This window comes from Micromonospora noduli (genome assembly GCF_003264475.1).
In the GTDB taxonomy this organism is placed as follows: domain Bacteria; phylum Actinomycetota; class Actinomycetes; order Mycobacteriales; family Micromonosporaceae; genus Micromonospora; species Micromonospora noduli.
The window spans coordinates 138487-162902 of sequence record NZ_PYAC01000008.1; the positions used below are offsets into that span (position 1 = coordinate 138487).

25 protein-coding genes are annotated in these 24416 nt (G+C 71.0%); 19 read left to right on the forward strand and 6 right to left on the reverse strand.

Annotation, left to right across the window (positions count from 1 at the left end):
- Nucleotides 1-45: 45 nt before the first annotated feature.
- Entirely contained in the window at nucleotides 46-885 is an 840-nt protein-coding gene (locus tag MED15_RS11045; protein ID WP_112581830.1) for a DUF3027 domain-containing protein, read from the forward strand.
- 36 nt (nucleotides 886-921) lie between these two features.
- On the opposite strand, the gene MED15_RS11050 is transcribed toward MED15_RS11045, so the two are convergent.
- A complete protein-coding gene (locus tag MED15_RS11050) occupies nucleotides 922-1167 on the reverse strand; it encodes a DUF2530 domain-containing protein (protein WP_091395273.1) in 246 nt (81 codons plus the stop codon).
- Nucleotides 1168-1255: 88 nt separating this feature from the next.
- Between MED15_RS11050 and MED15_RS11055 the strand changes: the two genes are divergently transcribed.
- From MED15_RS11055 to thpR, 5 genes are all read left to right on the forward strand, one after another.
- Nucleotides 1256-2734, forward strand: coding sequence for an NCS2 family permease (locus MED15_RS11055; protein ID WP_112735517.1), 1479 nt, complete (start codon nucleotides 1256-1258; stop codon nucleotides 2732-2734).
- Nucleotides 2735-2848: 114 nt separating this feature from the next.
- Nucleotides 2849-3298 (forward strand): MarR family winged helix-turn-helix transcriptional regulator, encoded by a 450-nt coding sequence (locus MED15_RS11060; protein ID WP_030486369.1) that lies wholly within the window; start codon nucleotides 2849-2851, stop codon nucleotides 3296-3298.
- A gap of 72 nt (nucleotides 3299-3370) precedes the next feature.
- Nucleotides 3371-4654, forward strand: coding sequence for an MFS transporter (locus MED15_RS11065; protein ID WP_112581826.1), 1284 nt, complete (start codon nucleotides 3371-3373; stop codon nucleotides 4652-4654).
- Between the two features lie 96 nt (nucleotides 4655-4750).
- Entirely contained in the window at nucleotides 4751-5260 is a 510-nt protein-coding gene (locus MED15_RS11070; protein ID WP_112581824.1) for a hypothetical protein, read from the forward strand.
- Nucleotides 5261-5273: 13 nt separating this feature from the next.
- Nucleotides 5274-5855 (forward strand): RNA 2',3'-cyclic phosphodiesterase, encoded by a 582-nt coding sequence (gene thpR, locus MED15_RS11075; protein WP_112735519.1) that lies wholly within the window; start codon nucleotides 5274-5276, stop codon nucleotides 5853-5855.
- On the opposite strand, the gene MED15_RS11080 is transcribed toward thpR, so the two are convergent.
- The gene (locus MED15_RS11080; RefSeq protein ID WP_112725240.1) at nucleotides 5825-6592 is read right to left on the reverse strand and encodes a helix-turn-helix domain-containing protein; all 768 of its coding nucleotides are present in this window, start codon (nucleotides 6590-6592) and stop codon (nucleotides 5825-5827) included. The genes thpR and MED15_RS11080 overlap by 31 nt on opposite strands.
- 238 nt (nucleotides 6593-6830) lie before the next feature.
- On the opposite strand from MED15_RS11080, the gene MED15_RS11085 reads away from it, so the two are divergent.
- Nucleotides 6831-7496, forward strand: coding sequence for a DUF4097 family beta strand repeat-containing protein (locus MED15_RS11085; protein WP_112735521.1), 666 nt, complete (start codon nucleotides 6831-6833; stop codon nucleotides 7494-7496).
- Nucleotides 7497-7511: 15 nt separating this feature from the next.
- Entirely contained in the window at nucleotides 7512-8342 is an 831-nt protein-coding gene (locus MED15_RS11090) for an alpha/beta fold hydrolase (protein WP_112735523.1), read from the forward strand.
- A gap of 50 nt (nucleotides 8343-8392) precedes the next feature.
- Here MED15_RS11090 and sepH read toward each other — a convergent pair whose 3' ends face one another.
- From sepH to MED15_RS11105, 3 genes are all read right to left on the reverse strand, one after another.
- Complete coding sequence (gene sepH, locus MED15_RS11095; RefSeq protein WP_112581816.1) at nucleotides 8393-9469, reverse strand: septation protein SepH; 1077 nt, start codon at nucleotides 9467-9469, stop codon at nucleotides 8393-8395.
- Between the two features lie 186 nt (nucleotides 9470-9655).
- Nucleotides 9656-10783 carry a phosphoserine transaminase gene (gene serC / locus MED15_RS11100; protein WP_112581815.1) on the reverse strand — a complete coding sequence of 376 codons (1128 nt, stop codon included), beginning with the start codon at nucleotides 10781-10783 and terminating at the stop codon, nucleotides 9656-9658.
- 196 nt (nucleotides 10784-10979) lie between these two features.
- Entirely contained in the window at nucleotides 10980-12086 is a 1107-nt protein-coding gene (locus MED15_RS11105; RefSeq protein WP_091395245.1) for a citrate synthase 2, read from the reverse strand.
- Nucleotides 12087-12364: 278 nt separating this feature from the next.
- On the opposite strand from MED15_RS11105, the gene pdxH reads away from it, so the two are divergent.
- The 7 genes from pdxH (at nucleotide 12365) to MED15_RS11140 (ending at nucleotide 18512) form a co-directional block, all read left to right on the forward strand.
- Nucleotides 12365-12994 (forward strand): pyridoxamine 5'-phosphate oxidase, encoded by a 630-nt coding sequence (gene pdxH / locus MED15_RS11110; protein ID WP_167457642.1) that lies wholly within the window; start codon nucleotides 12365-12367, stop codon nucleotides 12992-12994.
- Entirely contained in the window at nucleotides 12991-14289 is a 1299-nt protein-coding gene (locus tag MED15_RS11115; RefSeq protein WP_112581813.1) for an MFS transporter, read from the forward strand. The genes pdxH and MED15_RS11115 overlap by 4 nt, the downstream gene beginning before the upstream one ends.
- Before the next feature lie 18 nt (nucleotides 14290-14307).
- Entirely contained in the window at nucleotides 14308-15237 is a 930-nt protein-coding gene (locus MED15_RS11120) for an aldose 1-epimerase family protein (protein WP_112581812.1), read from the forward strand.
- Entirely contained in the window at nucleotides 15237-15839 is a 603-nt protein-coding gene (locus MED15_RS11125; protein ID WP_112735527.1) for a nitroreductase family protein, read from the forward strand. Before MED15_RS11120 ends, MED15_RS11125 begins: the two co-directional genes overlap by 1 nt.
- Before the next feature lie 187 nt (nucleotides 15840-16026).
- Nucleotides 16027-16332, forward strand: coding sequence for a type II toxin-antitoxin system VapB family antitoxin (locus MED15_RS11130; protein ID WP_030329612.1), 306 nt, complete (start codon nucleotides 16027-16029; stop codon nucleotides 16330-16332).
- 44 nt (nucleotides 16333-16376) lie between these two features.
- Nucleotides 16377-17540 carry an acyl-CoA dehydrogenase family protein gene (locus MED15_RS11135; protein WP_112581882.1) on the forward strand — a complete coding sequence of 388 codons (1164 nt, stop codon included), beginning with the start codon at nucleotides 16377-16379 and terminating at the stop codon, nucleotides 17538-17540.
- A 99-nt stretch (nucleotides 17541-17639) separates the two neighbouring features.
- Nucleotides 17640-18512 carry a DUF4230 domain-containing protein gene (locus MED15_RS11140; RefSeq protein ID WP_112735529.1) on the forward strand — a complete coding sequence of 291 codons (873 nt, stop codon included), beginning with the start codon at nucleotides 17640-17642 and terminating at the stop codon, nucleotides 18510-18512.
- A gap of 217 nt (nucleotides 18513-18729) precedes the next feature.
- On the opposite strand, the gene MED15_RS11145 is transcribed toward MED15_RS11140, so the two are convergent.
- Nucleotides 18730-18939: a PspC domain-containing protein gene (locus MED15_RS11145; protein WP_030486383.1), complete on the reverse strand. Its 210-nt coding sequence runs from the start codon at nucleotides 18937-18939 to the stop codon at nucleotides 18730-18732.
- A 392-nt stretch (nucleotides 18940-19331) separates the two neighbouring features.
- On the opposite strand from MED15_RS11145, the gene MED15_RS11150 reads away from it, so the two are divergent.
- From MED15_RS11150 to MED15_RS11165, 4 genes are all read left to right on the forward strand, one after another.
- Nucleotides 19332-20702, forward strand: a complete 1371-nt coding sequence (locus MED15_RS11150; RefSeq protein ID WP_112603973.1) for an L-serine ammonia-lyase — start codon at nucleotides 19332-19334, stop codon at nucleotides 20700-20702.
- Between the two features lie 71 nt (nucleotides 20703-20773).
- Nucleotides 20774-21601 (forward strand): ABC transporter permease, encoded by an 828-nt coding sequence (locus tag MED15_RS11155; protein WP_112581809.1) that lies wholly within the window; start codon nucleotides 20774-20776, stop codon nucleotides 21599-21601.
- Between the two features lies 1 nt (nucleotide 21602).
- On the forward strand, nucleotides 21603-22349 hold the full coding sequence (locus MED15_RS11160; RefSeq protein ID WP_112581808.1) for an ABC transporter ATP-binding protein: 747 nt from the start codon (nucleotides 21603-21605) through the stop codon (nucleotides 22347-22349).
- Entirely contained in the window at nucleotides 22346-24406 is a 2061-nt protein-coding gene (locus MED15_RS11165) for a DUF5941 domain-containing protein (protein WP_112735531.1), read from the forward strand. Before MED15_RS11160 ends, MED15_RS11165 begins: the two co-directional genes overlap by 4 nt.
- The last annotated feature ends 10 nt before the right edge of the window (nucleotides 24407-24416 follow it).

Here is a 24416-nt window from a genome sequence, read left to right on the forward strand (position 1 = left end):
GCTGGGAAAGGTTCCCCGGGAGTCCCTGTCACCCCTGCGAGGCGCATGGGGAACAATGGTCGGGTGACCAGGCCCGCCTCCACCCGTGCCGCCCGTCTCGACCAGGTCTGCGCCGCCGCCGTCGAGGTGGCCCGCGCCGGCATCACCGAGGTGGACGCCGACGATGTCGGCGACCACCTGCAGGTCGTGGCCGAGGGTGATCGGCTGGTCACCCACTACTTCGAATGTCGCCTCGCCGGCTACAACGGCTGGCGGTGGGCGGTCACCGTCACCCGGGTGCCGCGCAGCAAGACGGTGACCATCTGCGAGACGGTGTTGCTGCCCGGCCCGGACGCGCTGCTCGCGCCCGGTTGGCTGCCGTGGCAGGAGCGGCTCAAGCCGGGCGACCTGGGTCCGGGTGACCTGCTCCCGACCTCGCCCGACGACGATCGACTGGTCCCCGGTTACCTGCTCTCCGACGACCCGGCTGTCGAGGAGACGGCGTGGGAGCTGGGCCTCGGGCGCGCCCGCGTGCTCTCCCGCGAGGGCCGCATCGACACGGCGCAGCGCTGGTACGAAGGTGACCACGGCCCCGCCGCGGCCATCTCGACCGCCGCACCGTCCGCCGCCCGCTGCGGCACCTGCGGTTTCTACCTGCCGCTGGCCGGTGCGATGCGGCAGGCCTTCGGGGCGTGCGGCAACTTCTACGCTCCGGACGACGGCCGGGTGGTGAGCGCCGATCACGGGTGCGGCGCGCACTCCGAGACGTTGATCGAGGCGGCCGAGACCGCTGTCGACGAGCTGCCCACCGTGTACGACGACAGCGCTGTGGAGGCCATGTCGGTCAGCCGGGCTCCGGGCTCGGTGGAGGCCGCTGAGCCGGCGGAGCCGTACGGGCACTCCTGATCGTCCGCGCCGGAGTGCTCCGGCGCGGCGGCCAGCTCACCTCGCGCGACGGCGGCGTCGGTTGGCGTCGTGCCGCATCATCACGGCGAGGCCCGGGAAACCCCACAGGAAACCGGCGAGGCAGGTCCAGAGCCAGTTCTGGTGACCGTGGTCGGTCAGCCAGCCCCGGAAGAAGATCAGCAGGACCAGCCCGGCCACCGCCCACGCGATCAACCCGGCGAGGGCGAACGGCACCATCGGCGGATCCAGTGGTGCGGGCCGCGGTGGCTGCTCGTTCGGCATTCGGCAAGCGTACGGGATCTACTTCCCCTGCCCACCGACGATCTGGGACGATGCGCGCGACAACTGGAAGATCACCTGCGAGGACCTGATGGCCGTAGCGCCGCCCGAGAACGGCACACCTCCCAACCCCGCTCATCCGCGTAACGGTTTCGACCGTTTCTTCGAGATCTCCGCCCGTGGCTCGACGTTGAGCCGTGAGGTACGCGGTGGCCTGGCGACCTTCTTCACGATGGCGTACATCGTGGTGCTCAACCCGCTGATTCTGGGCGGCGCCGTCGACGGTGACGGCAAGACCCTCCCGATTCCCGCACTGGCTGCCGCGACCGCGCTGGTCGCCGGCCTGATGACCATCCTGATGGGCGTGGTCGGCAGGTTCCCGCTGGCGCTCGCCGCCGGTCTGGGTGTCAACGCCCTGGTGGCGTACGAGATCGCCCCCGAGATGACCTGGGCCGACGCGATGGGCCTGGTGGTGATCGAGGGTCTGATCATCGCGGTGCTGGTGCTGACCGGTCTGCGGACCGCTGTGTTCCGCTCGGTGCCGACCCAGATGAAGAGCGCGATCGGCGTCGGCATCGGTCTGTTCCTGACCATCATCGGCCTGGTGGACGCCGGCTTCGTCCGGCGCGTCCCGGATGATGCCAACACCACGGTTCCGGTCGGCCTGGGCATCGGCGGCAAGCTGGTGAGCTGGCCGATGCTGGTCTTCGTGGTGGGTCTGCTGATCACGTTGGTGCTGGTGGTCCGTCGGGTGAAGGGCGCGATCCTGATCGGCATTCTCGCCTCGACGGTGCTGGCGGTGATCGTGGAGGCGATCGGCAACATCGGCCCGTCGTTCGTCAACGGTCAGCCCAACCCGAAGGGCTGGTCGCTGAACGTGCCGGAGCTGCCGAAGTCGGTGGTCGACCTGCCGGACCTGTCGCTGCTCGGCAAGTTCAACGTGCTGGACTCGTGGGGCCGGGCCGGTTGGCTGGTCGTGCTGATGTTCATCTTCACGCTGTTGATCACGGACTTCTTCGACACCATGGGCACGATGGTCGCGGTCGGCCAGGAGGGCGGCCTGCTCGACGAGCAGGGCACCCCGCCGAAGGCCAAGGAGATCCTGCTGGTCGACTCGATCGCGGCGGCGGCCGGTGGTGCGGCCAGCACCTCCAGCAACACGTCGTACATCGAGAGCGCGGCCGGTGTCGCGGAGGGCGCCCGGACCGGCGTGGCCAACCTGGTCACCGGCGCGCTCTTCCTGCTCGCGATGTTCCTGGCGCCGCTGGTCGTGATCGTGCCGTTCGAGGCGGCGTCGACGGCCCTGGTGGTGGTCGGGTTCCTGATGATGACAGCGGTGCGGACGATCGACTGGTCCGACTACGAGATCGCCATTCCGGCGTTCCTCACCATCGTGTTGATGCCGTTCACCTACTCGATCTCCAACGGGATCGGCGCTGGTCTGATCACCTTCGTGGTGGTCAAGCTGGCGCGGGGTAAGGCCCGGGAGATCCACCCGTTGCTGTACGGGGTGGCCGCGCTGTTCGTGCTGTACTTCCTGCGTGGGCCGATCGAGTCCCTGGTGCTCTGAGGCACGTCCGGGCGGGGAGTCGATCAGGATTCCCCGCCCGTACCATCTGAATCCCCTCGTGAGCCTGGTCATAACGGATGTCGTTAGCCAGGCTCATTAGTTAAGCTAACTACTGTGACGGAGCGGACGGTGACGGCGGAACGCGTGCCACCGGCGCAGCTGGCTCCCCAGCTGCGTGATGCGATCACCCGACTCAACCGACGGGTCCGACAGGCCCGACCGGTCGGCGACCTCACGGTCACCCAGGTCTCCGCGCTCACCAGCCTGCGGCTGGCGGGCGCGATGACACCCCGGGAGCTGGCCGACGTGGAGCGGGTGCAGCCGCCGACGATGACCAAGATCGTCGGGAAGTTGGAGGACCGCGGCCTCGTGCGGCGGACACCCCATCCGACCGACGGGCGGCAGGTCATCCTCGCGGCGACCGAAGGAGGGCAGGCCGTGCTCGACCAGTTCGAGCGGGCCCGCGACGAGTGGCTGGCCCACCGGCTGGCCGCACTCGACGAGGACGAACGGGAGACCCTGCAGAGGGCCGCCGAGATTCTTCAGCAGCTCGCTCGCGCCTGAGCCGCACCCGCGCCACCGGGTCCGTGCCGTCACGTGTCGATGACGCGTACGTCCGGAGGAGGCGCACCAAGAGTGCAGGCGAAGCTGAGCACGATGTTCCAGTCCCTACAGGTCCGCAACTACCGCCTCTTCGCATCCGGGCAGCTGATCAAGTTGATCGGCGTCTGGATGATGTTCATCGCCCAGGACTGGCTCGTCCTCGAGCTCTCCAACAACTCGGCGACCGCGCTCGGCGTGGTCACCGCCTGCCAGTTCACCCCGGTGCTCCTGCTCACCCTGCTCTCCGGCCGGCTCGCTGACCGGTACGACAAGCGGGTGCTGCTCTTCGCCGCCAACGCCTTCTGGAGCCTGCTGGCGCTCGGCATGGCGGTGCTGGTCCTCACCGACCTGGTGCAGCTCTGGCACGTCTTCGCCTTCGCCGCCCTGCTCGGCACGGCCAACGCGGTGGAGACCCCGGTCCGGCAGGCGTTCGTCTCCGAACTGGTCGGCACGTCGCTGCTGCCCAACGCGCTGTCGCTGAACGCCGCCGTGTTCAACTCCGCCCGGATCGTCGGCCCGGCCATCGCCGGCCTGGCCATCGCCGCGTTCGACGTGGGTCCGGTCTTCCTCTTCACCGCCCTCAGCTCGGTCGCGCCCCTGGTCAACGTGGTCCGGATGCGTACGACCGAACTGCACCGCGACGCCCTGCTGCCCCGTGACGAGCGGGCGTCCGCCCGGGTCGTCGACGGGCTGCGGTACGTGTGGCGCCGCCCCGACCTGCTGCTGCCGATGGCGATCATGTCGGTGATCGGCATGTCGCTGTTCAACTTCCAGCTCACCCTGGCCGCGTTGGCGAAGACGGTCTTCCACACCGGCGCCGCCTCCTTCGGCCTGTTCAGCACGGCGCTGGCCGTTGGCGCGCTCGGCGGCGCGCTCAGCGGCACCGGCCGCCGTAGCCGTCCGTCGGTGTGGCTGGTGCTCGGCGCGGCGATCGCCTGCGCCAGCTTCGGCACCCTGGTCGGCCTCTCCACGGCGTACTGGCTGGTCGTGGCGCTGCTGGTGCCGACCGGCTTCTGCATGGTCTTCTTCGCCCAGGCCGCCAACCAGCGGATCCAGATGGGCGTCGACGCGGCTTTCCGGGGACGGGTGATGGCCCTGTGGGTGCTGGTGTTCCTGGGCACCAACCCGGTCGGCGCGCCGCTGATCGGCTGGGTCGCCGAGCACTACGGTGCCGGTGCCAGCATCTGGATGGGCGGGCTCATCTCGCTGGCCGCCGCGGTGGTCGCGCTCACCTGGCAGCTCCGCCACTCCGGTGCCCGGCTGCGTTTCCGGGTGCTGCCGATGCCCCGTTTCTACGTCACCTCCACCGACTGCTGAGGTTTACCACCGGCGCCGGCCGCGTCCGGTTGCGCGGATCGCGCGGATGCGGCGAAACCGGTGGCGGGGTGGCACGGTGGGGCTTAGCGTCGATACGTGGGAGTCGGACGCGCGCTGATGCTGGCCCTGGCGTTCCTCGCCGTGGCCACGCTGCCGGCGGCATTCGCCCTGATCTTCTGCTACGACGAGATCGTCGACCGGGTGGTCTGCGGCTGGTCCGAGTGGCGTGACCGCCGGCGGGAGAAGCGCACGATCGCCCGTCTCGACCGCGCCATCGAGGCCGACGCGCTGACCCGGGACATCGACCTCAGCGAGTTCGACAGCGTGGACCGCCGGCCGCTGGAGCAGCTCGCCGCCGACCTGCGCCGCCTCGGCGGTCAGCGGATCGGCGGCGGTGGTCGATCGATGGTCTGGCACAGCGCGCTGCTCCAGGCGTACGACGACCGGCTTCGTCTCGCCTGTCGCGCCCTCGGCATCGCCGAACACCTCGCCGAGCTGGAGGGCGTCGATCAGGAGATCGAGCGGGTCCGGGTGGAGGGCGTGCTGCACGCCGCCGGGCTGGCCCTTCCGGCGGCGCGGGCTGGGCTTCGGCAGCGGCACCGCTGAGCGGCCGCACGCTGTGCGACTCTTCGTCGCGGTCCGCCCGTCCGTCGAAGCGGTCAATCACCTTGGCGTACGGGTCGCCCGTCTGCGCGTCGCGGCGGCGACCGCCGCTGGCGTCAACGTCCGGCTCGCCGACCCGGCCGACCTGCACCTCACAGTGGCGTTCCTCGGCGCCGTCGAGTCTGACCGGCTGGTCGAGGTGGAGAGTGCGCTCGGCTTGGCCGCCGAGCGGTTCCGGGACGACCGAGGTGCCGCACCCCGGTTGAGTCTCGGCGGCGGTGGCCGGTTCGGAGGGGGCCGATCCGCGGTGCTGTGGGTGGACCTGCGCGGGGAGATCGAGGCGTTGCACGTGCTGGCCGGGCTGATTCGGTCCCGGCTGAGCCACGGCCGGCTGCCGTGCGACGAGAAGCCGTTTCGGCCGCACCTGACCGTCGCCCGGCCCGGTGACCGGATGGACCCGGCCGACGTCGAGGCCGACCGGGCCAGCCTGGACGGGTACGAAGGGCCATCGTGGCCGGCGTCGGAGCTGCTGCTGGTGCGCAGCCACCTCGGCGGGGGCCGACCGCGCTACGAGCGGATCGCCGCCTGGTCGCTGTGACCCGGCGGCACGTGGCTGGCCGCTGTGGAAGGCCCGCTGCGGAGAAGCTCGCGGGCCTGTTCGGCGGCGCGGGTGATGCTCTCGCTGATGAAGTCGAGGAAACGGGCGATGTTCTCCAGTCGGGCGGCGGTGGGGGTGTGCGCGCCGAGGAGAGCGACACCCTGGCGTGCGATAGCGACGAGATGGTCGTTGGCCCGGGCACTGGCGATCGTCGCCTGGTAGAAGAGCTCGTCGTCGACGAGGTAGCGATCGCGGCGGCGTTCGTCGCGTTCGCGGCGGACGAGGCTCTGGCTCTCCAGGAAGGTGATCGCCTTGGAGATCGACGCCGGGCTGACCTGGAGGCTCCGGGCGAGCTCAGCCGCGGTGAGGCTGCCCGAGTCGGTGAGGAACAGGTTGGTCAACACTCGCGCGCCCATCTTGTTCAGACCGGAGGCCATGAGGACGGTGGTGAACGCCTCCTCGTAGTCGGCCACGGCCTGGGCGTCGCGTCCGTCCGGTCGGAGGGCTGCCTCGGCGCCTCGGGAAGGGGCGGGCCTGCGCCGGTGGGCGCGGCGCTCGGTCGCGTGATGGGCCAGGTCGGCACGGTAGCCGGTGGGGCCGCCGTTGCGCATCACCTCGCGCGTGACCGTCGAGGTGGGACGGTCGAGGCGTCGGGCGATCTCGGCGTAGGCGAGGCTGTCGGCCAGCCCCAGCGCGATCTGCTGGCGTTCCTGCTGGGTGAGCCTGCCTCCCGGCATCGCGATCTCCCTCGTGGTCCCGTAGGGCGGCGGCCCCCGACCCCGCCACCATAGCGTTAACCCACACGTCAATGCAACGAGGGCGGGAATAGCGTTGCATTAGATTCAGGATCGTTGCAACGATTGCACAATTCTGAACAGCTAAAACGTCGCTTCGCTGCAACGAGGCAGTTGCAGAAACTGGAAAGCAACGTAGCGTTTCCCACATCGGAAACACGCGCCAACCTGGGAGAGCACGATGCAGACGTTCGACACACCCGCCCCCATCTCCGCCGTCCTGGACATCCCCGCCGGACGCATCCAACTCATCGCCGCGGACCGCGCCGACACCACCGTCGAGGTCCTCCCGGCCGACCCCGCCAAGAGCAGCGACACCAGGGCCGCCGAGCAGACCACCGTCGCCTACGCCGACGGCGTCCTGCGCATCACTACCGCACGTCCCATCAACAAGCTCTTCGGCCCCTCCGGCTCCCTGGAGGTCACCGTCCGGGTGCCCGCCGACTCCCACCTCGAGGGCAGGGCCGCCAGCGCCGAGCTTCGGGGCGTCGGCCGCCTCGGCGACGTCGCCTTCGACGGGGCGTACCGGGAAATCAAGATTGACGAGGCAGCGAGTGTTCGCCTCACCGCGATAGACGGCGACGTCGAGGTCGGCCGGCTCAACGGCCCCGCCGAGATCAGCACCGCCCGGGGTGACATCACTGTCGCCGAGGCCATGCGCGGCACTGTCGTCCTCCGTACCCAGTCCGGCGACATCTCGGTCGCGGCGGCGGCCGGCGTCTCGGCCGCCCTGGACGCCGGCACCGGCAACGGCCGCGTCAGCAACGCCCTCAAGAACGACGGCACCGTCGAACTCGACATCCACGCCAGCACCCTGCATGGCGACATCAACGCCCGCAGCCTCTGAAAAGGACGGATCGAGATGACGAACAACAGCATGTCCTCGACCAGTTCGGCGTGGACCGGCATGGTGCCGGTCGACGACACGGCCCTGGCCGTCACCGACACCGGCGGCCCCGGCATCCCAGTGGTCTACCTCAACGGCCAGTTCGCCACCCAGGGCTACTGGCGGCGGGTCATCGCCGAACTGGGCACCGGATTCCGGCACATCACCTACGACGAGCGGGCTCGCGGCAGGAAGTCGAAGCGCTCAGCCGACTACTCGTTCGAAGCGGCCGTCCGGGACGTCGACGCCGTTCTCGCCGCCCGGGGGGTGGCCCGGGCGGTGCTGGTGGGCTGGTCCTACGGAGCGGTGGTCGGGGCGCACTGGGCCAACCGGAACCCGGAGCGTGCCCTGGGGGCGGTCCTGGTCGACGGCGCGTTCCCGCACGACTGGCTCGACGAGGCCATGGCGCAACGGATCCGCAAGATGTTCCGACGGATGAACCTGTTCATGCCGCTGCTCCGCCCGACCGGCCTGACCCCACGGATGAATGCCGACCAGATGGCGGACAGCAACATCGAACTCGGCGAACTCTCCCGCGAGCGCGAACTGGGCCCGGTGCTGGACGCCATCAGCGTCCCGGTGCGGTACGTGGTCGCCTCGGGAACGTCCCTCGGCAGTCGCGGCGACGAACAGGAGCAGATCCGCGCCAGCCTCGACGCGGTGACCGCCCGCAACCCGCACATCACCATCGGGGCGAAGGTCGCCAGCAACCACGGTGCGATCCTCAAGAAGGACTTCCGCGCCGTCGCCGAGGCCGTACGCGGGGTCGCCGCCCCTCATCGCGAAGGGGCCGGAGACATCCGGTGAGGTCCGCACGCTCGCGTTGACGGGCGACAGTCACCCGTCAACGCGAAGCGTCAGGAAGACTCGCGGGCGGCCGGGCCGCTGCCGAAGAGCACGTCGTCCCAGCTCGGCAACCGCTTACGCGGCTTGCCGTTGGCGTCGGTGGACTCGCCGGAGGCTGCCGCGGCGGCCGTCCTACGGGGCCGCAGCACCGCCAGCGACGGCACGGCCGGCACCTCCTTGGGCGCGTCCGAGTCGTCGTCGAAGGCCGACCCCTGGCCGCCGCCGAGCAGCGCGGCGGCACCCCCGCCGACGGGCCGCTGCCGGGGCGCGTCCGACCCGGCAAGGGCAGCCGGGGTGCGCGGCTCAAGGCCACGGCCCGACGAGCCGCCGAGCGGGCGGTCCAGTGAGGCGAGCAGCGCGTCACGGCCCGCCCGGATCGGATCGCGGCCCTGGCGCGGGTGCTCGGACGCGGCAGGCAACCCGTGCCCACCACGGCTCGGCTCGCCACGCGACGGACCGGGCAGGGCGTGCCCGGTCCGCTCCGGTGCCGGCTCCTGGCCGAGGATCGGCGTGGGCCGCTCGGCGCACAGGTACTGCGCCATGTCGTCGTGCGGCGTGACCACCTGCCGGGCCTTGTCCATGTCCCAGATGGCCTGCGCGGTGGCCTTGCCCGACGGCCAGGTGGCGATGATCCGCCAGGTGCCGTCGTCGCGTCGGTAGGCGTCCCAGGAGATCTTCTCGGTGTCGATGCCGTGCTGGCTCAGCCGGCCGTTGACCACCTCGGCGAGCGGGGTGGGCTTCTCCGCGCCCTTGAGGCGGGTGCGGCGGGCGTGCTGGGCGAGCATCGCCCGCTCCTGCAACACCGGGCCGGCATAGCGCAGCACCCGGTCGACCGGCACCCCGGCGATGCGGGCGACATCCTCCGCGGACTCACCGGAGCGGATGCGGGCCTGGATGTCCCGAGGAGACAGTGAGGGAATCGGATCGACGGTGCTCGGTGCCACAGCGAGCGGCGGGGCACCCGGCTCGGGGTGCATCACGCCGGCGATGCGTTCGTCGATCGGCAGGGCGAGGAGTCGCCCCACCTCGTCGGCGAGCACCAGGGCCTGGCCGTCCTCGGAGAGGGCGACGAAGCGTACTGGGCGCATAGCGTTGCCTCCGTCCCGCTTCGCTGACCGCACGCCACGAGTCGGCCACCCAGGCGTCTCGGACCACCGTACGCGCATCTGCCTCGGGGTGGGGGAAGCGACACCCCGCATGTCGTGACTGAGCTGCGGCGATGATCACGGTCGGTGTCCGTGGAGGCCCCAACGGACACCGACCGTGACCGAACGTCAGAGTCGCTCGACCACGTAGTCGATGGACGCGGTGAGCGCCTCGACATCGGCCGGCTCGACGGCCGGGAACAGCGCCACCCGCAGCTGGTTGCGACCGAGCTTGCGGTAGGGCTCGGTGTCCACGATGCCGTTGGCGCGCAGCGCCTTGGCGATCGCCGTGGCGTCCACCGAGTCGGCGAAGTCGATGGTGGCGACCACGTTGGAGCGCAGCGCCGGGTCGGTGACGAACGGGGTGGCCACGCTGGACCGCTCGGCCCAGCCGTAGACCGCGGCGGCGCTCTCGGCGGTGCGCTTCGCCGCCCAGGACAGGCCGCCCTGCGCGTTCATCCAGTCGGTCTGCTCGGCGGCCAGGAAGATGGTGGCCAGCGCCGGGGTGTTGTAGGTCTGCTCCAGCCGCGAGTTGTCGATCGCGGTGACCAGGTCGAGGAAGGCGGGGATGTAGCGCCCGGACGCCTTGATCTCGGCGGCCCGGTCCAGTGCGGCCGGGGACATCAGGGCCAGCCAGAGACCGCCGTCGGAGCCGAAGCACTTCTGCGGGGCGAAGTAGTAGACGTCGGTCTCGCCGACGTTGACCTCCAGGCCACCCGCGCCGGAGGTCGCGTCGACCAGCAGCAGCGCGCCCTCGTCGGCACCGGCCACCCGGCTGATCGGGACGGCCACACCGGTCGAGGTCTCGTTCTGCGGCGTCGCGTACGCGTCCACGCCGGACTCGGCGACCAGGGTCGGCGCGCTGCCCGCGTCGGACTTGCGGACGGTCGGCTCACCGAGGAACGGGGCGTCCTTGACCGACTTGGCGAACTTGGCGCCGAACTCGCCGAAGCTGGCGAACTGGGCCCGGTCGCGAATCAGGCCGAAGGTGGCGACCTCCCAGAACGCGGTGGTGCCGCCGTTGCCGATGATCACCTCGTAGCCCTCGGGCAGCGAGAAGAACTCGGCGATGCCGGAGCGCAGCCGGGCCACCTGGTCACGGACCGTCTTCTGCCGGTGCGAGGTGCCGAGGTAGGTGGTCGCGACCTCGGCGAGAGCGGACACCGCCGCCGGGCGGACCTTGGACGGGCCGCAGCCGAAGCGTCCATCGGCGGGCTTGATCTCATCGGGAATCCGGATGATCGGTGCGTCAGCCACGGTCTTGAAGATCCTTCCGCAAGGGCGAGGGCGGGCCCGGCGACACTGCCGGCCCTCATCCTCGCACCCGGGCCGGACGGCGATGGGCTGGGTCCCGGCGGTCGGTCTGAGTCCTTCGCCACAGTCGGCTCCGGTAACCGACGAGAAGGGCCCCTCATTGACGTCCGGCGTCGAGGAGGGGCCCTTGTCTACCAGCTCAGACGCCGTGCGGGATGGCCGCCCAGCCCTCGACGTCGGACGGCTTGCGGGTTTCCGGGCCCATGTAGCGGGCGGACGGGCGGACCAGCCGCTGCAGGCGCTTCTGCTCCAGGATGTGGGCGCTCCAGCCACCCATCCGTGCGCAGGTGAACATCGAGGTGAACATGTGCGCCGGCACCTCGGCGAAGTCCAGCACCACTGCCGACCAGAACTCGACGTTGGTGGCCAGCACCCGGTCGGGGCGGCGGGCCTGAAGCTCGGCGAGGGCGGCCTTCTCCAGCGCCTCGGCGATCTCGAAGCGCGGCGCGCCCAGCTCCTTGGCCGTACGCCGGAGCACTCGGGCGCGCGGGTCCTCGGCACGGTAGACGCGGTGGCCGAAGCCCATCAACCGCTCGCCCCGGTCGAGGACGCCCTTGACGTAGCCCTCGGCGTCGCCGCTGCGCTCCACCGCCTCCAGCATGCTGAGCACCCGGGACGGGGCGCCGCCGTGCAGCGGGCCGGAGAGGGCGCCGATGCCCGACGAGATGCAGGCAGCCGCGTCCGCCCCGGTGGAGGCGACGATGCGAGCGGTGAAGGTGGACGCGTTCAGGCCGTGCTCGGCGGCCGAGATGAAGTACGCGTCGACGGCCTTGACGTGCCGCGGGTCGGGCTCGCCGCGCCAGCGCTTCATGAACCGCTCGACGATGGTCTGCGCCTTGTCGATCTCCTTCTGCGGCACCGCCGGCAGGCCGAGGCCGCGGGCGGACTGGGCGACGAAGGAGAGCGCGGTCACCGAGACCCGGGCGAGATCCTCACGGGCCTGCTCGTCGGAGATGTCCAGCAGTTGGTTGAGACCCCAGTACGGGGCCAGCATGGCGACCGCGGACTGCACGTCGACGCGGATGTCACCGGAGTGCACCGGCACCGGGAACGGCTCCGCCGGCGGCAGGCCCGGCCCGAACCGGCCGTCGACCAGCAGTGCCCACACGTTGCCGAACGACACCTGGCCGATCAGATCCTCGATGTCGACTCCGCGATAGCGCAGCGCACCGCCCTCACGGTCAGGTTCGGCGATCTCGGTCTCGAAGGCGACGACGCCCTCCAGCCCGGGTTTGAAATCGGCCATGTCGCTCTCCTGGATCTGGTCGGTGCGCCCGATCGCTCATCCGGCCCGATCGGCCGAGCGCCTTAGGCGACCCTCAGGGATGTGTTCGCAACATACTGCCTGCTGAGTAAGGGATACGCGACCCGCTGCGACTGTGCTGCACGCGACATCCCCGGACGCGCATTCTCCGTCCGGCTCAGTGAGACTGGGCAGGGCGGGCTGGTCAGCGCGGGAGGGTGCTGGTGGGGCCCCCGAGAAGGAGTGGGGACGTGACGGGCGACACACCCGCCCCGGCCGCGATGCGTAACGAGTACGCCGCGGACCTGGGCCTGACCGAGGCTGACCTGGCCGTCGACTGGCACACCCAGTTCGACAGCTGGTTCGCCGACGCGGTGGCCTTCGGGCTACCCGAACCGAACGCCATGGTGGTGGGCACCGCCGACTCGGCCGGCCGGCCGAGCGGACGGACGGTGCTGCTGAAGGGGTACGACCCGGAGGGCTTCGTCTTCTTCACCAACCACCTGTCGCGCAAGGGCGTCGAGGCGATCACCAACCCGTACGCCAGCCTGGTCTTTCCGTGGTTTCCCATGCAGCGTCAGGTGGTGGTCGCCGGGCGGGTGGCGCACGTCGACCGCGCCACGAGCGAGGCGTACTTCGCCAGCCGGCCGCGCGGCTCCCAACTGGGTGCCTGGGCCAGCCCGCAGTCCCAGGTGGTGTCGGGTCGGGCGGCGCTGGAGCAGCGGTACCAGGAGGTGGCCGAGCGGTTCGCCGACCAGGCCGAGATCCCGACCCCGTCGCACTGGGGCGGACTGCGGGTCCAACCCGAGTCGGTGGAGTTCTGGCAGGGCCGGGCCGGCCGGTTGCACGACCGGCTCCGCTTCCGTCGCCTCGACGAGGGTGGCTGGATCGTCGAGCGGTTGGCGCCGTGACGGGTGTGCGGGAGACCCGGCCGCGCGCCGCGCGCCGCTGGGCGATCGACGTGCGCCCGCTGCGGGTTCCGGCGTACCGCCGGCTCTGGCTCGGCAACACAGTGGCGATGTTCGGCTTCCAGTTCACCGCCGTCGCGGTGCCGGTGGAGATGTACGCCCTGACCCGGGACTCGTTCTGGGTGGGCCTGCTGGGCGTGGCTGCCTTCGTACCGTTGCTGGTCTTCGGGCTCTGGGGCGGCGCGATCGCCGACGCCCGTGACCGGCGTGCGGTGCTGCTCGGCGGCTCATTGTTGCTCTGGGCATCCACTCTCGGGCTGCTGCTCCAGGCGGTGCTGGACGTGCGCAGCCCGGTGCTGCTGCTGGCGTTGATGGCGTTGCAGTCGGTGGCCTTCGCGATCAGCTCGCCGGCCCGCAGCGCCATGCTGCCCCGGCTGGTGCCGGAAGACCTGGTGGCGTCCGCCACCACGCTGAACTACACGACCTTCACCGCCGCCTCGGTCGCCGGCCCGCTCGCCGCCGGCCTGATCCTCTCCGCCTCGCCGGACACCACTGTGGTCCTGCCGATCGCCTACGGGCTGGACGCGGTGCTGTTCACCGCGATGCTCTGGGCCGCGCTGCGGCTGCCCTCGCTCCCGCCCGAGCCCACCGCCGACGGCCAGGCCCGGCGTGCCGGTCTGGCCAGTGTCGTCGACGGGTTCCGCTACCTGGCCACCACCCCGGTTCTGCTGCTGTCCTTCGGGGTGGACCTGATCGCGATGATCCTCGCCATGCCACGGGCCCTCTTTCCGGAGATCGCGCACGAGCGCTTCGGTGGCGGTGGCGCGGTCGGTCTGCTCTACAGCGCCATCGCGATCGGCTCGATGATCGGTGGGTTGACCTCCGGCTGGATCGGTCGGCTCCGCCGGCAGGGGCTCGGCCTGGTGCTCGCGGTGGTCGGCTGGGGCCTGGCGATCGCCGCCGCCGGGTTGGCCCACCAGCTCTGGCTGATGGTCGTGCTGCTCGCCGTGGCCGGCGCCGCCGACCTGATCAGCGCGGTGCTGCGTCAGTCGATGCTGCTGGTCTACGCACCGGACCGGATGCGCGGCCGGCTCCAGGGCGTGAACACGGTAGTGGTGGCGGGTGGCCCACGCCTGGGTGATCTGCGCGCCGGCACCATGGCCGCCGGGTTCGGTGGCGGGGTGGCCTGGGTGGCCGGTGGGCTCGCCTCCGCGGTGCTCGTGGTGGTGCTCGCTGTCGCGTTCCCGGCGCTGCTGCGCTACCGGGCGGCGACGGCGTCGAGCGACAACCGGACCTGACCGGTTAGGGTCGCCGGCATGGAAAGCCCCGATCCGCGCCCGTTCTCCGGCGCCCAGTGGACCATCTCCGCCGCCGGCCACGAGGCCGTCATCGTGGAGGTCGGCGGTGGGCTCCGGACGTACCGGCACGACGGTGTCGACCTGCTCGACGGGTACCAGACCGACGAGGTCTGCCCCGGTTGCACGGGGCAGGTGCTGGCACCCTGGCCGAACCGGATCCGCGATGGTCGCTACTCGTTCGACGGGCGGACGCACCAGCTCGCACTGACCGAGCCGGAGCGGCACGTGGCCATCCACGGGCTGGTCAACTGGGTGCCGTGGCAGTTGCTTGAGCAGTCGGCGGACGCCGTGACGGTCGGCTACGACCTGCCGCCGCAGCCCGGCTACCAGTGGCCGCTGCGGCTGCGCAGCCGGTGGAGCGTCGACGCCGACGGGCTGCGCGCCGAACACGAGGTGACAAACATCGGCGGGGAGCTGGCCCCGTTCGGCTTCTCCGTGCACCCGTACCTGCAACTGCCGGGTGTCGCGGTGGACGACCTGGTGCTGCGGCTGCCCACCCGGAGCCGGGTGCTGGTGGACGGTCGGCTGCTGCCGGTGGGGGTGACCCCGGTGGCCGGCACCGAGTACGACTGGACCAGCCCCCGCCGGATCGGCGCGGCAGTGCTGGACTCCTGCTTCGGCGACGTGATTCGGGACGCCGACGGCGGTTCCTCGGTGAGCCTCGCCGCTCCGGACGGTTCGGCCGGGGTGAGCATCTGGGCGGACGCCGAGTTCGGCTGGTGGCAGGTGTTCACCGGGGACGCCCTCACCGGCGAACGGCACCGCCGCTCGGTGGCGATCGAGCCGATGACCTGCCCACCGGACGCGTTCCGGTCGGGTAAGGACCTGCTCACCCTCAAGCCCGGCACTACCTGGCGAGGTGCCTGGGGCATCCGCCCCGGCGCCTGATGGAGTTCGCCGAGGTCGTCCGCCGACGGCGGATGGTGCGCAACTACGACCCGGACCGCCCGGTCCCGCCCGACGTGGTGGACCGGTTGCTCGACCACGCGGTCCGCGCGCCGTCGGCCGGCTTCGCCCAGGGCTGGGGCTTCCTGGTGTTGGAGGAACTGGCCGATCGGGACCGGTTCTGGGCCGCCACCACCCCCGACGGCGGTGGGCGGGAGCGCTGGCTCGCGGGCATGCGCCGGGCACCCCTGATCGTGGTGCCGCACGCCAACGAGTCGGCCTACCTGCGGCGGTACGCGGAGCCGGACAAGGGCTGGACGGATCAGTCCACGGACCGCTGGCCGGTGCCGTACTGGCACGTGGACGCCGGATTCGCGGCGTTGCTGATGCTGCTCACCGCTGTGGACGAGGGGCTGGGGGCGTGTTTCTTCGGCATTCCGCCGCAGCGGCTCGCCGCGTACCGGGACGCGTTCGGCGTGCCGGCGGAGTACCAACCCATCGGCGCCGTCACAATCGGTTACCGTGCGCCCGACCATCGGTCACCATCTTTGCGCCGTGGACGTCGCCCGATGGACGAGGTCGTGCGGCGCGGCCGGTGGAACTGACGCCGACGTCCCGTTCGTCCGGTTGAGGATCGGACGAGCGGTAGCGAAACTGACATCAGGGAGCAGAACGTAGCGTGCGCTGGGCGGCTAGGCTGGCACGGTCATCGGTGCCGCGCCGCGCGGTGCCCGCCGCGGCCCGGCTCGGCGCCGTCGGTCGGCCCGGCCACGGGGAGGGGAGCGTGCCGTCGTGATCTTCAGAGCGGTCCGGGACGGGCGTCCCTATCCGGAGCACAATCTGACGCTCAAGCAGTGGGCGGAGATCCCGCCGAGGCCACTGCGCCTGGATCAGATGATCACCACCAAGCGCGAGTTGGCGCTGGACAAGCTCCTCGCCGAGGATTCCACCTTCTACGGTGACCTCTTTCCGCACGTGGTGCAGTGGAACGGCGGGCTTTACCTGGAGGACGGGCTGCACCGGGCGCTGCGCGCCGCCCTCCAGCAGCGCAACCAGATCCACGCGCGGGTGCTGGTGCTCTCCGAGCCCATCGAGTGACGAGCCCTTCTTTCCCGCGCTGAACCTTCGTTAGGGTGGCGTCCATGACCGCTGCGCTGGACCTGCTCGACCTGGACCCGTCGCTCAGCGAGGAGGAGCGGCAGATCCGTGACGTCGTCCGCCAACTCGTCGACGACCGGGTGCGACCTCACGTCGCCGACTGGTACGAGGACGGCAAGGTTCCCGCCCGGGAGCTGGCCCGCGAGTTCGGCAAGCTCGGCCTGCTCGGCATGCACCTGACCGGCTACGGCTGCGCCGGCGCCTCCGCGGTCGCCTACGGGCTGGCCTGCCAGGAGCTGGAAGCCGGCGACTCCGGCCTCCGTTCCCTGGTCTCCGTGCAGGGATCGCTCGCCATGTACGCCATCTGGCGCTACGGCAGCGAGGAGCAGAAGCAACGGTGGCTCCCGCCGATGGCCACCGGTGAGGCGATCGGCTGCTTCGGCCTGACCGAGCCGGATCACGGCTCCGACCCCGCCTCGATGGCCACCCGGGCCCGCCGCGACGGCGACGACTGGGTGCTCACCGGCGGGAAGATGTGGATCACCAACGCCCCGATCGCGGACGTCGCGGTGATCTGGGCGCGCACCGACGAGGGCGTGCGGGGTTTCGCCGTACCCATGGACACTCCCGGCGTAACGGCCCGGGAGATCCGCCGCAAGATGTCGCTGCGCGCGTCGGTGACCGGCGAGATCGTGCTCGACGACGTCCGGCTCCCGGCCGACGCCCAACTGCCCGAGGCGGTCGGGCTCAAGGCGCCGCTGAGCTGCCTCACCGAGGCCCGCTACGGGATCGTCTGGGGCGCGGTCGGTGCGGCCCGAGACTGCCTGGAGACCACCCTGGCGTACGCGAGCAGCCGCACCCAGTTCGGTCGCCCACTGGCCGGCTTTCAGCTCACCCAGGCGAAGCTCGCCGACATGGCCGTCGAGTTGGTGAAGGGGCAACTGCTCGCGCTGCACCTGGGCCGGCTCGCCGACGCCCGGCGGCTGCGACCCGAGCAGGTCAGCGTGGGCAAGCTGAACAACGTGCGGGAGGCCTTGGCCATCGCCCGGCAGTGCCGCACCATCCTCGGCGCCAACGGCGTCTCCGGTGAGTACCCGGTGATGCGGCACGCCAACAACCTGGAGAGCGTGCTGACCTACGAGGGCACCTCCGAGATCCACCAACTGGTCATCGGGCAGCGGCTCACCGGGCTCTCCGCGTTCGCCTGACCTGCTCGTTTGTCGCTTCCTGGCGCTCGCCGCGCGCCTGTCGTATCGGGGCCGTACCGTCATTGACAGACGACGTGTCTGACGAGGACGGTGAGCGTGATGGCCCGCGACGCTGGCAGCAACGAGCCCACGAGAGAGTTCCCCGGTTACCCGACCGGTGACGATCTCAAGGCGCGGTCGACCGCGACACACGACTGGACCACGGATACGCCGGGTGGCCCCGGTGAGCCGACCGGTCCCGGTGGGCCTGCTGGCCCCGGCGGGCCTGGAGGCCCCGGTGGTCCCGGTGGCCCGACGGGCGGTGGCGACGGCCCCGGCGGTGGTGGTGGCGGTGGGGCGGCCCGAGGTCTGCTCCTGCTGCTCGGCGCCGCCGCGTTGGCCGTGGTCGTCCTGCTCGGCATTCAGGCGACCGGCATCCTGCCGGAGTTCCGCAACCCGTTCGCCAAGGAGCAGACCGACCGCAGTCAGCCACCGCTGCTGAAGTCGATCCAGGACCTCAGCCGCTACGTGGCCGCGGAGGGCAACTTCCAGGTCGTGGTCGACACGCAGAACGACCGGCGCAACGTTCCGGACTTCCTGCTCAACGAGCGCACCCTGTTCGTCGGGGCCGGCAGCGTCGAGGCGTACGTCGACTTCACCAAGATCGGTGAGGGTGCCGTCGTCCAGTCCGCCGACGGCAAGTCCGTCGAGATCAAGCTGCCCGCGCCGCAGCTCGGTGAGACCAACCTCGACATGGAGAAGAGCTACGTCTTCGCCGAGGAGCGCGGTCTGCTCAACCGACTCGGTGACCTGGTCGGCAACGACCCCAACCGGCAGCAGCAGGTCTACCAGCTCGCCGAGGACCGGATCACCGCCGCCGCCCGGGACAGCGGGCTCTCCGCCCGAGCCGAGGAGAACACCCGCAAGATGCTGGAGGGGCTGCTCCGCTCCCTCGGCTACCAACAGATCACGGTCACCTACATAGCCCCCTGACCTGCCCCCGTACGCCGAAGCGCCCGCCCCGACTCTCGTCGGAGCGGGCGCTTCCGTGGTGCCCCGCGGGGGCCTGCGGCCCCAAGCCGGTCTCCGGCACCGATCTGCCGGATTTGAGGTGTCGGTGTGGCCGCGATACGAGCAATCTTGGACAGTTTCCGTCAGCGCGTGACGGAAACTGTCCAAGATCTGCTTACGTGGGGTGCGCGGGGCGAGATTAGTGGCCGGTGGACGCCAGGTAGCGGTCCTCGTTCGGCATCAGCACCCACAGGATCAGGTAGACGATCACCTGCGTGCCGGGCAGCAGCAACGACAGCAGGAACAGCAGCCGGACCATTCCGGCCGACATGCCGAACCGCCGTCCGAGGCCGGCGCAGACACCGGCGATCATGCGCCCCTCGCGGGGCCGGACCAGTTTGCGACTCATCGTCGTACTCCCACTCTGCGGCGGTGCGCCGCGTCTGCAATCCACGGTAGAAAGGGATGGCCACCTCGCCCTCGGTCCCGAGGAGGAGCGGCAACCCGTGGACCCGTAGGTGCTTTACCCGGGCAGCCCCCCGCTGACGCCTCCCCGCCCCGCCCGCCGTCCGCCGCAGCCGGCCCGGGGGAGGCGTGCGCCGGGCGGGAGAGACGGTGGTCGGGTGTTCACGTCCCGGACCGGGTGGGCGGTGAGCTGGGCGGGTAGGCTGATTGATCGGCCTTCCACACCCCGGAGGGCCGGCACCCCATACCCCGGACGGTCACGAGCGGGGCCGCCAGACCGGCGGTCACGACCCGTCCGGGTCCCGTACGCCGGGACGACGGCGAGGAAGCGCAGCCATGATCAGTGTTTTCGACCTCTTCAGCGTCGGTATCGGGCCGTCCAGCTCACACACCGTGGGGCCGATGCGGGCCGCGCGGACGTTCGTTGGCGGGCTGAAGGCCGACGGGCTGCTCAGCGACACGGCGCGGGTGCAGGCCGAGCTGTTCGGCTCGCTGGGTGCCACCGGGCACGGCCACGGCAGCGGTCCGGCGGTGCTGCTCGGGTTGGCCGGCGAGTCGCCGGAGACTGTTGACACGGACACCGTCGGTCCTCGGGTCGAGCGGATCCGGGCCGAGCGGCGGCTCAACATCCTCGACGCGCACGAGATCGACTTTGACCCGGATCGGGACCTGACGCTGCACCGCCGCCGGTCGTTGCCGTACCACCCGAACGGGATGACCTTCGTGGCGTACGACGGGGCCGGCGCCGAGCTGCGCAGCCGCACCTACTACTCCGTCGGTGGCGGGTTCGTGGTGGACGAGGCGGCGGCCGGGGCGGACCGGATCAAGCCGGACAGCACTGTGGTGCGGTACCCCTTTCTGACCGGGGCGCAGCTGCTCGACGTCACCACCCGCACCGGGCTGTCGATCAGCGAGGTGATGCTGGCCAACGAGCGTTCCTGGCGCAGCGAGGCGGACATCCGGGCCGGTCTGCTGGAGATCTGGCGGGTGATGCAGGAGTGCGTGCAGCGCGGCTGCGAGCGGGACGGCGTACTCCCTGGGGGGTTGAAGGTCCGGCGGCGCGCGGCGGAGCTGCGGCGTGGCCTGGAGGCGGAGGCCGGGACGGCCGACCCGCTGCACGCGATGGACTGGGTGACGCTGTTCGCGCTCGCGGTGAACGAGGAGAACGCCGCGGGGGGCAGGGTGGTCACCGCGCCGACCAACGGCGCGGCCGGGATCATTCCGGCGGTGCTGCACTACTACACCCGGTTCGTGCCGGACGCCGATGACGAGGGTGTGGTGCGGTTCCTGCTGACGGCGGGCGCGATCGGTGTGCTGTTCAAGGAGAACGCCTCCATCTCGGGTGCCGAGGTGGGCTGCCAGGGTGAGGTCGGTTCGGCGTGCTCGATGGCGGCGGCGGGGCTGGCCGAGGCACTCGGTGGCACCCCTGAGCAGGTGGAGAACGCGGCCGAGATCGGGATGGAGCACAACCTCGGGTTGACCTGTGACCCGGTGGGTGGCCTGGTGCAGATCCCCTGCATCGAGCGGAACGCGGTGGCTAGCATCAAGGCGATCACGGCCGCCCGGCTGGCGCTGCGCGGCGACGGGGTGCACAAGGTGTCGCTGGACAAGGTCATCAAGACCATGCGGGAGACGGGCGCCGACATGAAGGTCAAGTACAAGGAGACGGCGCGCGGCGGTCTGGCCGTCAACGTGATCGAGTGCTGAGTCCGGTCGATTCGGGGCAATCGTTCACCGACTGCTAACCTGTCGTCCGTTTCAGGAGGCGGGAGGCTGCGGTGACCTCTGGCGTCGCGGCGTTGTGGTCGCACCGCAACTCGCTGCGCATCCTGGTCAGGCGGGATCTCGCGGTCAAGTACCAGCAGTCCGTGCTGGGCTACTTCTGGTCGTTGATCGAGCCGCTCGGCATGGGCGCCATCTACTGGTTCGTCTTCGGGGTGCTCTACTCCCGGGACACCGGTCGGCACCTCGGTGAGGCGGCCGGGTCGTACCCGTTGTTCCTGATCACCGGCATCTTCGCCTGGATGTGGACCAGTTCGGCGCTGAGCGAGGCGACGAACGCTCTGACCGGCCAGTCCCGGCTGATCACCACGATGAACGTGCCGCGTCAGGTCTTTCCGATCGGCCGGGTCACCGGCCGGTTCGCCGAGTACGCGGCCGGCCTGCCGATCCTGATCGCCATCGCGGTGATCTACGCGGTGCACGGTCGGATCCACCCCGGTTGGTCGCTGCTCTCCCTGCCGCTGGCGGTGGCCGTCCAGGCCGTCCTGTTGACCGGGCTCGCCCTGCTGCTGTCCGCGTGGAACGTGCTGATGCGCGACGTGGAACGGCTGATGCGGCTGATCATCCGGGTGCTCTTCTACGCCACGCCGATCATCTATCCGCTCAGCCTGGTCCGGGAGTCCGGGCTGCCCGGCTGGTTGAAGGTGGTGTACGAGCTGAACCCGCTGGTCGGGATCTTCCAGCTGCACCACGCGATCTGGTATCCGGACGAGTTCCCGGACGCCCGGCTGCTCGCCACCACGATCGTCGGCAGCCTGCTGGTGCTGGCCGCCGGTTGGTGGTCGTTCCGCCGGTTGGAGCCCGCCGTGCTCAAGGAGCTCTGAGGTGGCCGCGCCGATCATCGAGGCCGACGGCCTGGGCATTCGGTTCGTCCGCAATCGTCGCCGCCAGCTGCGGCTGCGCGAGTTGTTCATCCACCGGGGCGCCCGCGGCGCGTTGCCCGGCCAGTTCTGGCCGTTGCGGGACGTGTCGTTCACCGTGCAGCCCGGTGAGACCGTCGGGGTGATCGGGCGCAACGGCACCGGCAAGAGCACACTGCTGCGGCTGATCGCCGGGGTGCTCATACCCGACGAGGGCAGCATCCGGGTGCACGGCGCTGTGGCGCCGTTGCTGGAATTGTCCGCCGGTTTCTCCAACGACCTGACCGGGCGGGAGAACCTGCACCTGGTCGGTGGGCTGCACGGACTGTCGACGAGCTACCTGAAGCGGCACTTCGACGAGATCGTCGAGTTCGCCGGTGAGCAGGTGGAACGGGCCATCGACACGTCGGTGCGGCACTACTCGTCGGGAATGAAGGTGCGGCTGGGCTTCGCGATCATCTCGCACCTGCCGCACCCGATCCTGCTGATGGACGAGGTGACCGCGGTCGGGGACGCGGAGTTCCGCAAGAAGTGTTACGCGACTATTGATCGTCTGCTCGGGGAGGGGCGCACGCTGGTGCTGGTGTCACACAACGAAAAGGACCTGACCCGGTTCTGCCGTCGGGGGTTGTACCTCGACGCGGGCCGGTTGACGCTCGACGGCACCATCGCCGAGGCGCTCGACGCGTACCACGCCGCGGTCCCGCGGTGACGCTCGCGATCGTGCTCGCCGCCGGGACGCCCGCGGCGGGCCTGACCACGGCGACCGGAGAGCCGCTGGCCGACCGGCTGGCCGCCCAGTTGCGCCTGGCCGGGGCGGACGAGGTGCGCTTCGCCGCCAACCTCGACGAGCTGTCCGACCTGGTCACCACCGCGACCGCCCCGGTGCTGATCACCGGCACGGACCTGGTCGCGCACACCGCCGTACTGCGGCACCTGGCCACCAGCCCGGTAGGTCCCACTGTGGCGCTGGTCCTCGGCGACCCGCCGGTGCCCGGTCGGACCGCCGTGCGGGAGGAGCGCGGCCAGGTGGTCGACGCCGGCGCGTTGGACGCCCTCGACGGGGCCGCCACCGGCGTGTTCGGCGGCGCGCTGCGGGTCGGCGTGGACGACCTGCCGACCCTCGCGGCCGCCGCCCGGGCCGCCGCGTCCGGGATGCTCCCCGTCGCCGCCCCGATCGGCCCGGTCGGCGACGTGGCGCCGCTGCCGGCGACCGGCGGGGCCGGGTCCGGAGGGTCGGTCGCGGCCGGTGGCCCCGGGTCCGCCGTGGACCGGCTCTTCGCGGGTCTCGCGGCGCTCGGCACCCTGATCTTCGCCCAGCGGGTACGCCTGCTCGTCGCCCACCGGGTCGGAGACCAGGCCGGGCTGACCGCTGCCGAGGCGGCGGTGACCGCCGTCGACGAGGACCGGGCCGAGCTGCGGCTGTCGGTGAAGGAGAAGGACGACTTCTTCTCCACCTACTTCGTCAGCACCTGGTCGCCGTACGTGGTCCGGCTCTCGGCCCGGCTCCGGCTCACCCCGACCGGGGTGACGGCGATATCGGTGCTCTTCGCGTTGGCCGCGGCGGTGCTGTTCGGAGTCGGTGGGCGGCCCGCGCTGGTCGGTGGCGCGGTGCTGCTCTACCTGGGCTTCGTGCTGGACTGCGTGGACGGCCAACTGGCCCGCTACACCCGGCACTTCAGCGCCTGGGGTGGCTGGCTGGACACGATGGCGGACCGGGCCAAGGAATACCTGGTCTACGCCGGGCTGGGCTTCGGGGTGAGCCACGCCGGGCTGGGCAACGGGTGGGCGCTCGCGATCGCCGCGATGACGTTGCAGACCGTCCGGCACATGACCGACACCTGGTACGGGGTGCTGCACGACGAGGCAGCCCGTCGCCCGCGTACGGCGACGAACGCCAGCGGCGGGATCGGTGACCGGCTCAACGCGGCGTCGACCCGGGTGCAGGCGGACACCGGGTCTGTGTCGTACTGGCTGAAGCGGACAGTGGTCTTCCCGATCGGTGAGCGGTGGGCGCTGATCGCGCTGACAGTGGCGCTGTTCAACCCGCTGGTCAGCCTGATCGCCGTGCTGGTCTGGGGGGTGCTGGCGTTCGCGTACACCGGGGCGCTGCGGACGCTGCGCGCCCGCTGGATGTGGGTGCCGGTGCTGGACACTGTCGACGCCACCCTGCACCGCGACGACGGCCCGCTGGCCCGCTGGTTGCCTGTGGTCCGCCCGATGGGGCCGCTGACCCTGGCGGTGATCGCCGCGCTCGGCCCGGCGGCGCTGCTGGTCGGGGCGCTGCTGAGCGACGCGCCCGAGGGGCTGCGCTGGGCGGTGCCGGTGGCGCTGCTGGTGCTGCTGGTCGGCGGCCTGGGTGCCGGGGCGGCGCACAACGGTCCGCTGGACTGGCTGGTGCCTGCGGCGTTGCGGGCCGCCGAGTACCTGTTCGCCATCGCGGTCGGGGTGGTCGGTGCGGCGCCCGGTTGGCTGATCTTCGGGTACGTCTTCGTGCTCACCGTGCACCACTACGACCTGACCGCCCGGCTGGAGAAGCGACAGGTGGCACCGCCCCTGCACGCGGCGACGCTGGGCTGGGAGGGGCGCTCGGTGCTGCTGGCCCTCGCGGCGATCGCCGGTATTGCGGGTATCGGACTGGCTACACTCGGTGCGTACCTTCTCGTGGTTTTCGTGGTGAGCGTCGTCCTGGCCTGGTTCGTGCGACCGGCCCGTAGCGCGCGGGCGTCGGTGGCGCCGGCGGGCGCTGGAGGTGCCGCGCCGCGCTGACGGAGGGCGG

Coding starts and splice junctions, on each gene's coding strand:
- MED15_RS11125 (WP_112735527.1), top strand. CDS start 15,237: ATGGAGTTCGCCGAGGTCGTCCGCCGACGGCGGATGGTGCGCAACTAC.
- MED15_RS11055 (WP_112735517.1), top strand. CDS start 1,256: ATGGCCGTAGCGCCGCCCGAGAACGGCACACCTCCCAACCCCGCTCAT.
- MED15_RS11145 (WP_030486383.1), bottom strand. CDS start 18,939: ATGAGTCGCAAACTGGTCCGGCCCCGCGAGGGGCGCATGATCGCCGGT.
- MED15_RS11090 (WP_112735523.1), top strand. CDS start 7,512: ATGACGAACAACAGCATGTCCTCGACCAGTTCGGCGTGGACCGGCATG.
- pdxH (WP_167457642.1), top strand. CDS start 12,365: ATGCGTAACGAGTACGCCGCGGACCTGGGCCTGACCGAGGCTGACCTG.
- MED15_RS11120 (WP_112581812.1), top strand. CDS start 14,308: ATGGAAAGCCCCGATCCGCGCCCGTTCTCCGGCGCCCAGTGGACCATC.
- MED15_RS11085 (WP_112735521.1), top strand. CDS start 6,831: ATGCAGACGTTCGACACACCCGCCCCCATCTCCGCCGTCCTGGACATC.
- MED15_RS11050 (WP_091395273.1), bottom strand. CDS start 1,167: ATGCCGAACGAGCAGCCACCGCGGCCCGCACCACTGGATCCGCCGATG.
- MED15_RS11135 (WP_112581882.1), top strand. CDS start 16,377: ATGACCGCTGCGCTGGACCTGCTCGACCTGGACCCGTCGCTCAGCGAG.
- MED15_RS11150 (WP_112603973.1), top strand. CDS start 19,332: ATGATCAGTGTTTTCGACCTCTTCAGCGTCGGTATCGGGCCGTCCAGC.
- MED15_RS11140 (WP_112735529.1), top strand. CDS start 17,640: ATGGCCCGCGACGCTGGCAGCAACGAGCCCACGAGAGAGTTCCCCGGT.
- MED15_RS11045 (WP_112581830.1), top strand. CDS start 46: ATGGGGAACAATGGTCGGGTGACCAGGCCCGCCTCCACCCGTGCCGCC.
- sepH (WP_112581816.1), bottom strand. CDS start 9,469: ATGCGCCCAGTACGCTTCGTCGCCCTCTCCGAGGACGGCCAGGCCCTG.
- MED15_RS11080 (WP_112725240.1), bottom strand. CDS start 6,592: ATGCCGGGAGGCAGGCTCACCCAGCAGGAACGCCAGCAGATCGCGCTG.
- MED15_RS11105 (WP_091395245.1), bottom strand. CDS start 12,086: ATGGCCGATTTCAAACCCGGGCTGGAGGGCGTCGTCGCCTTCGAGACC.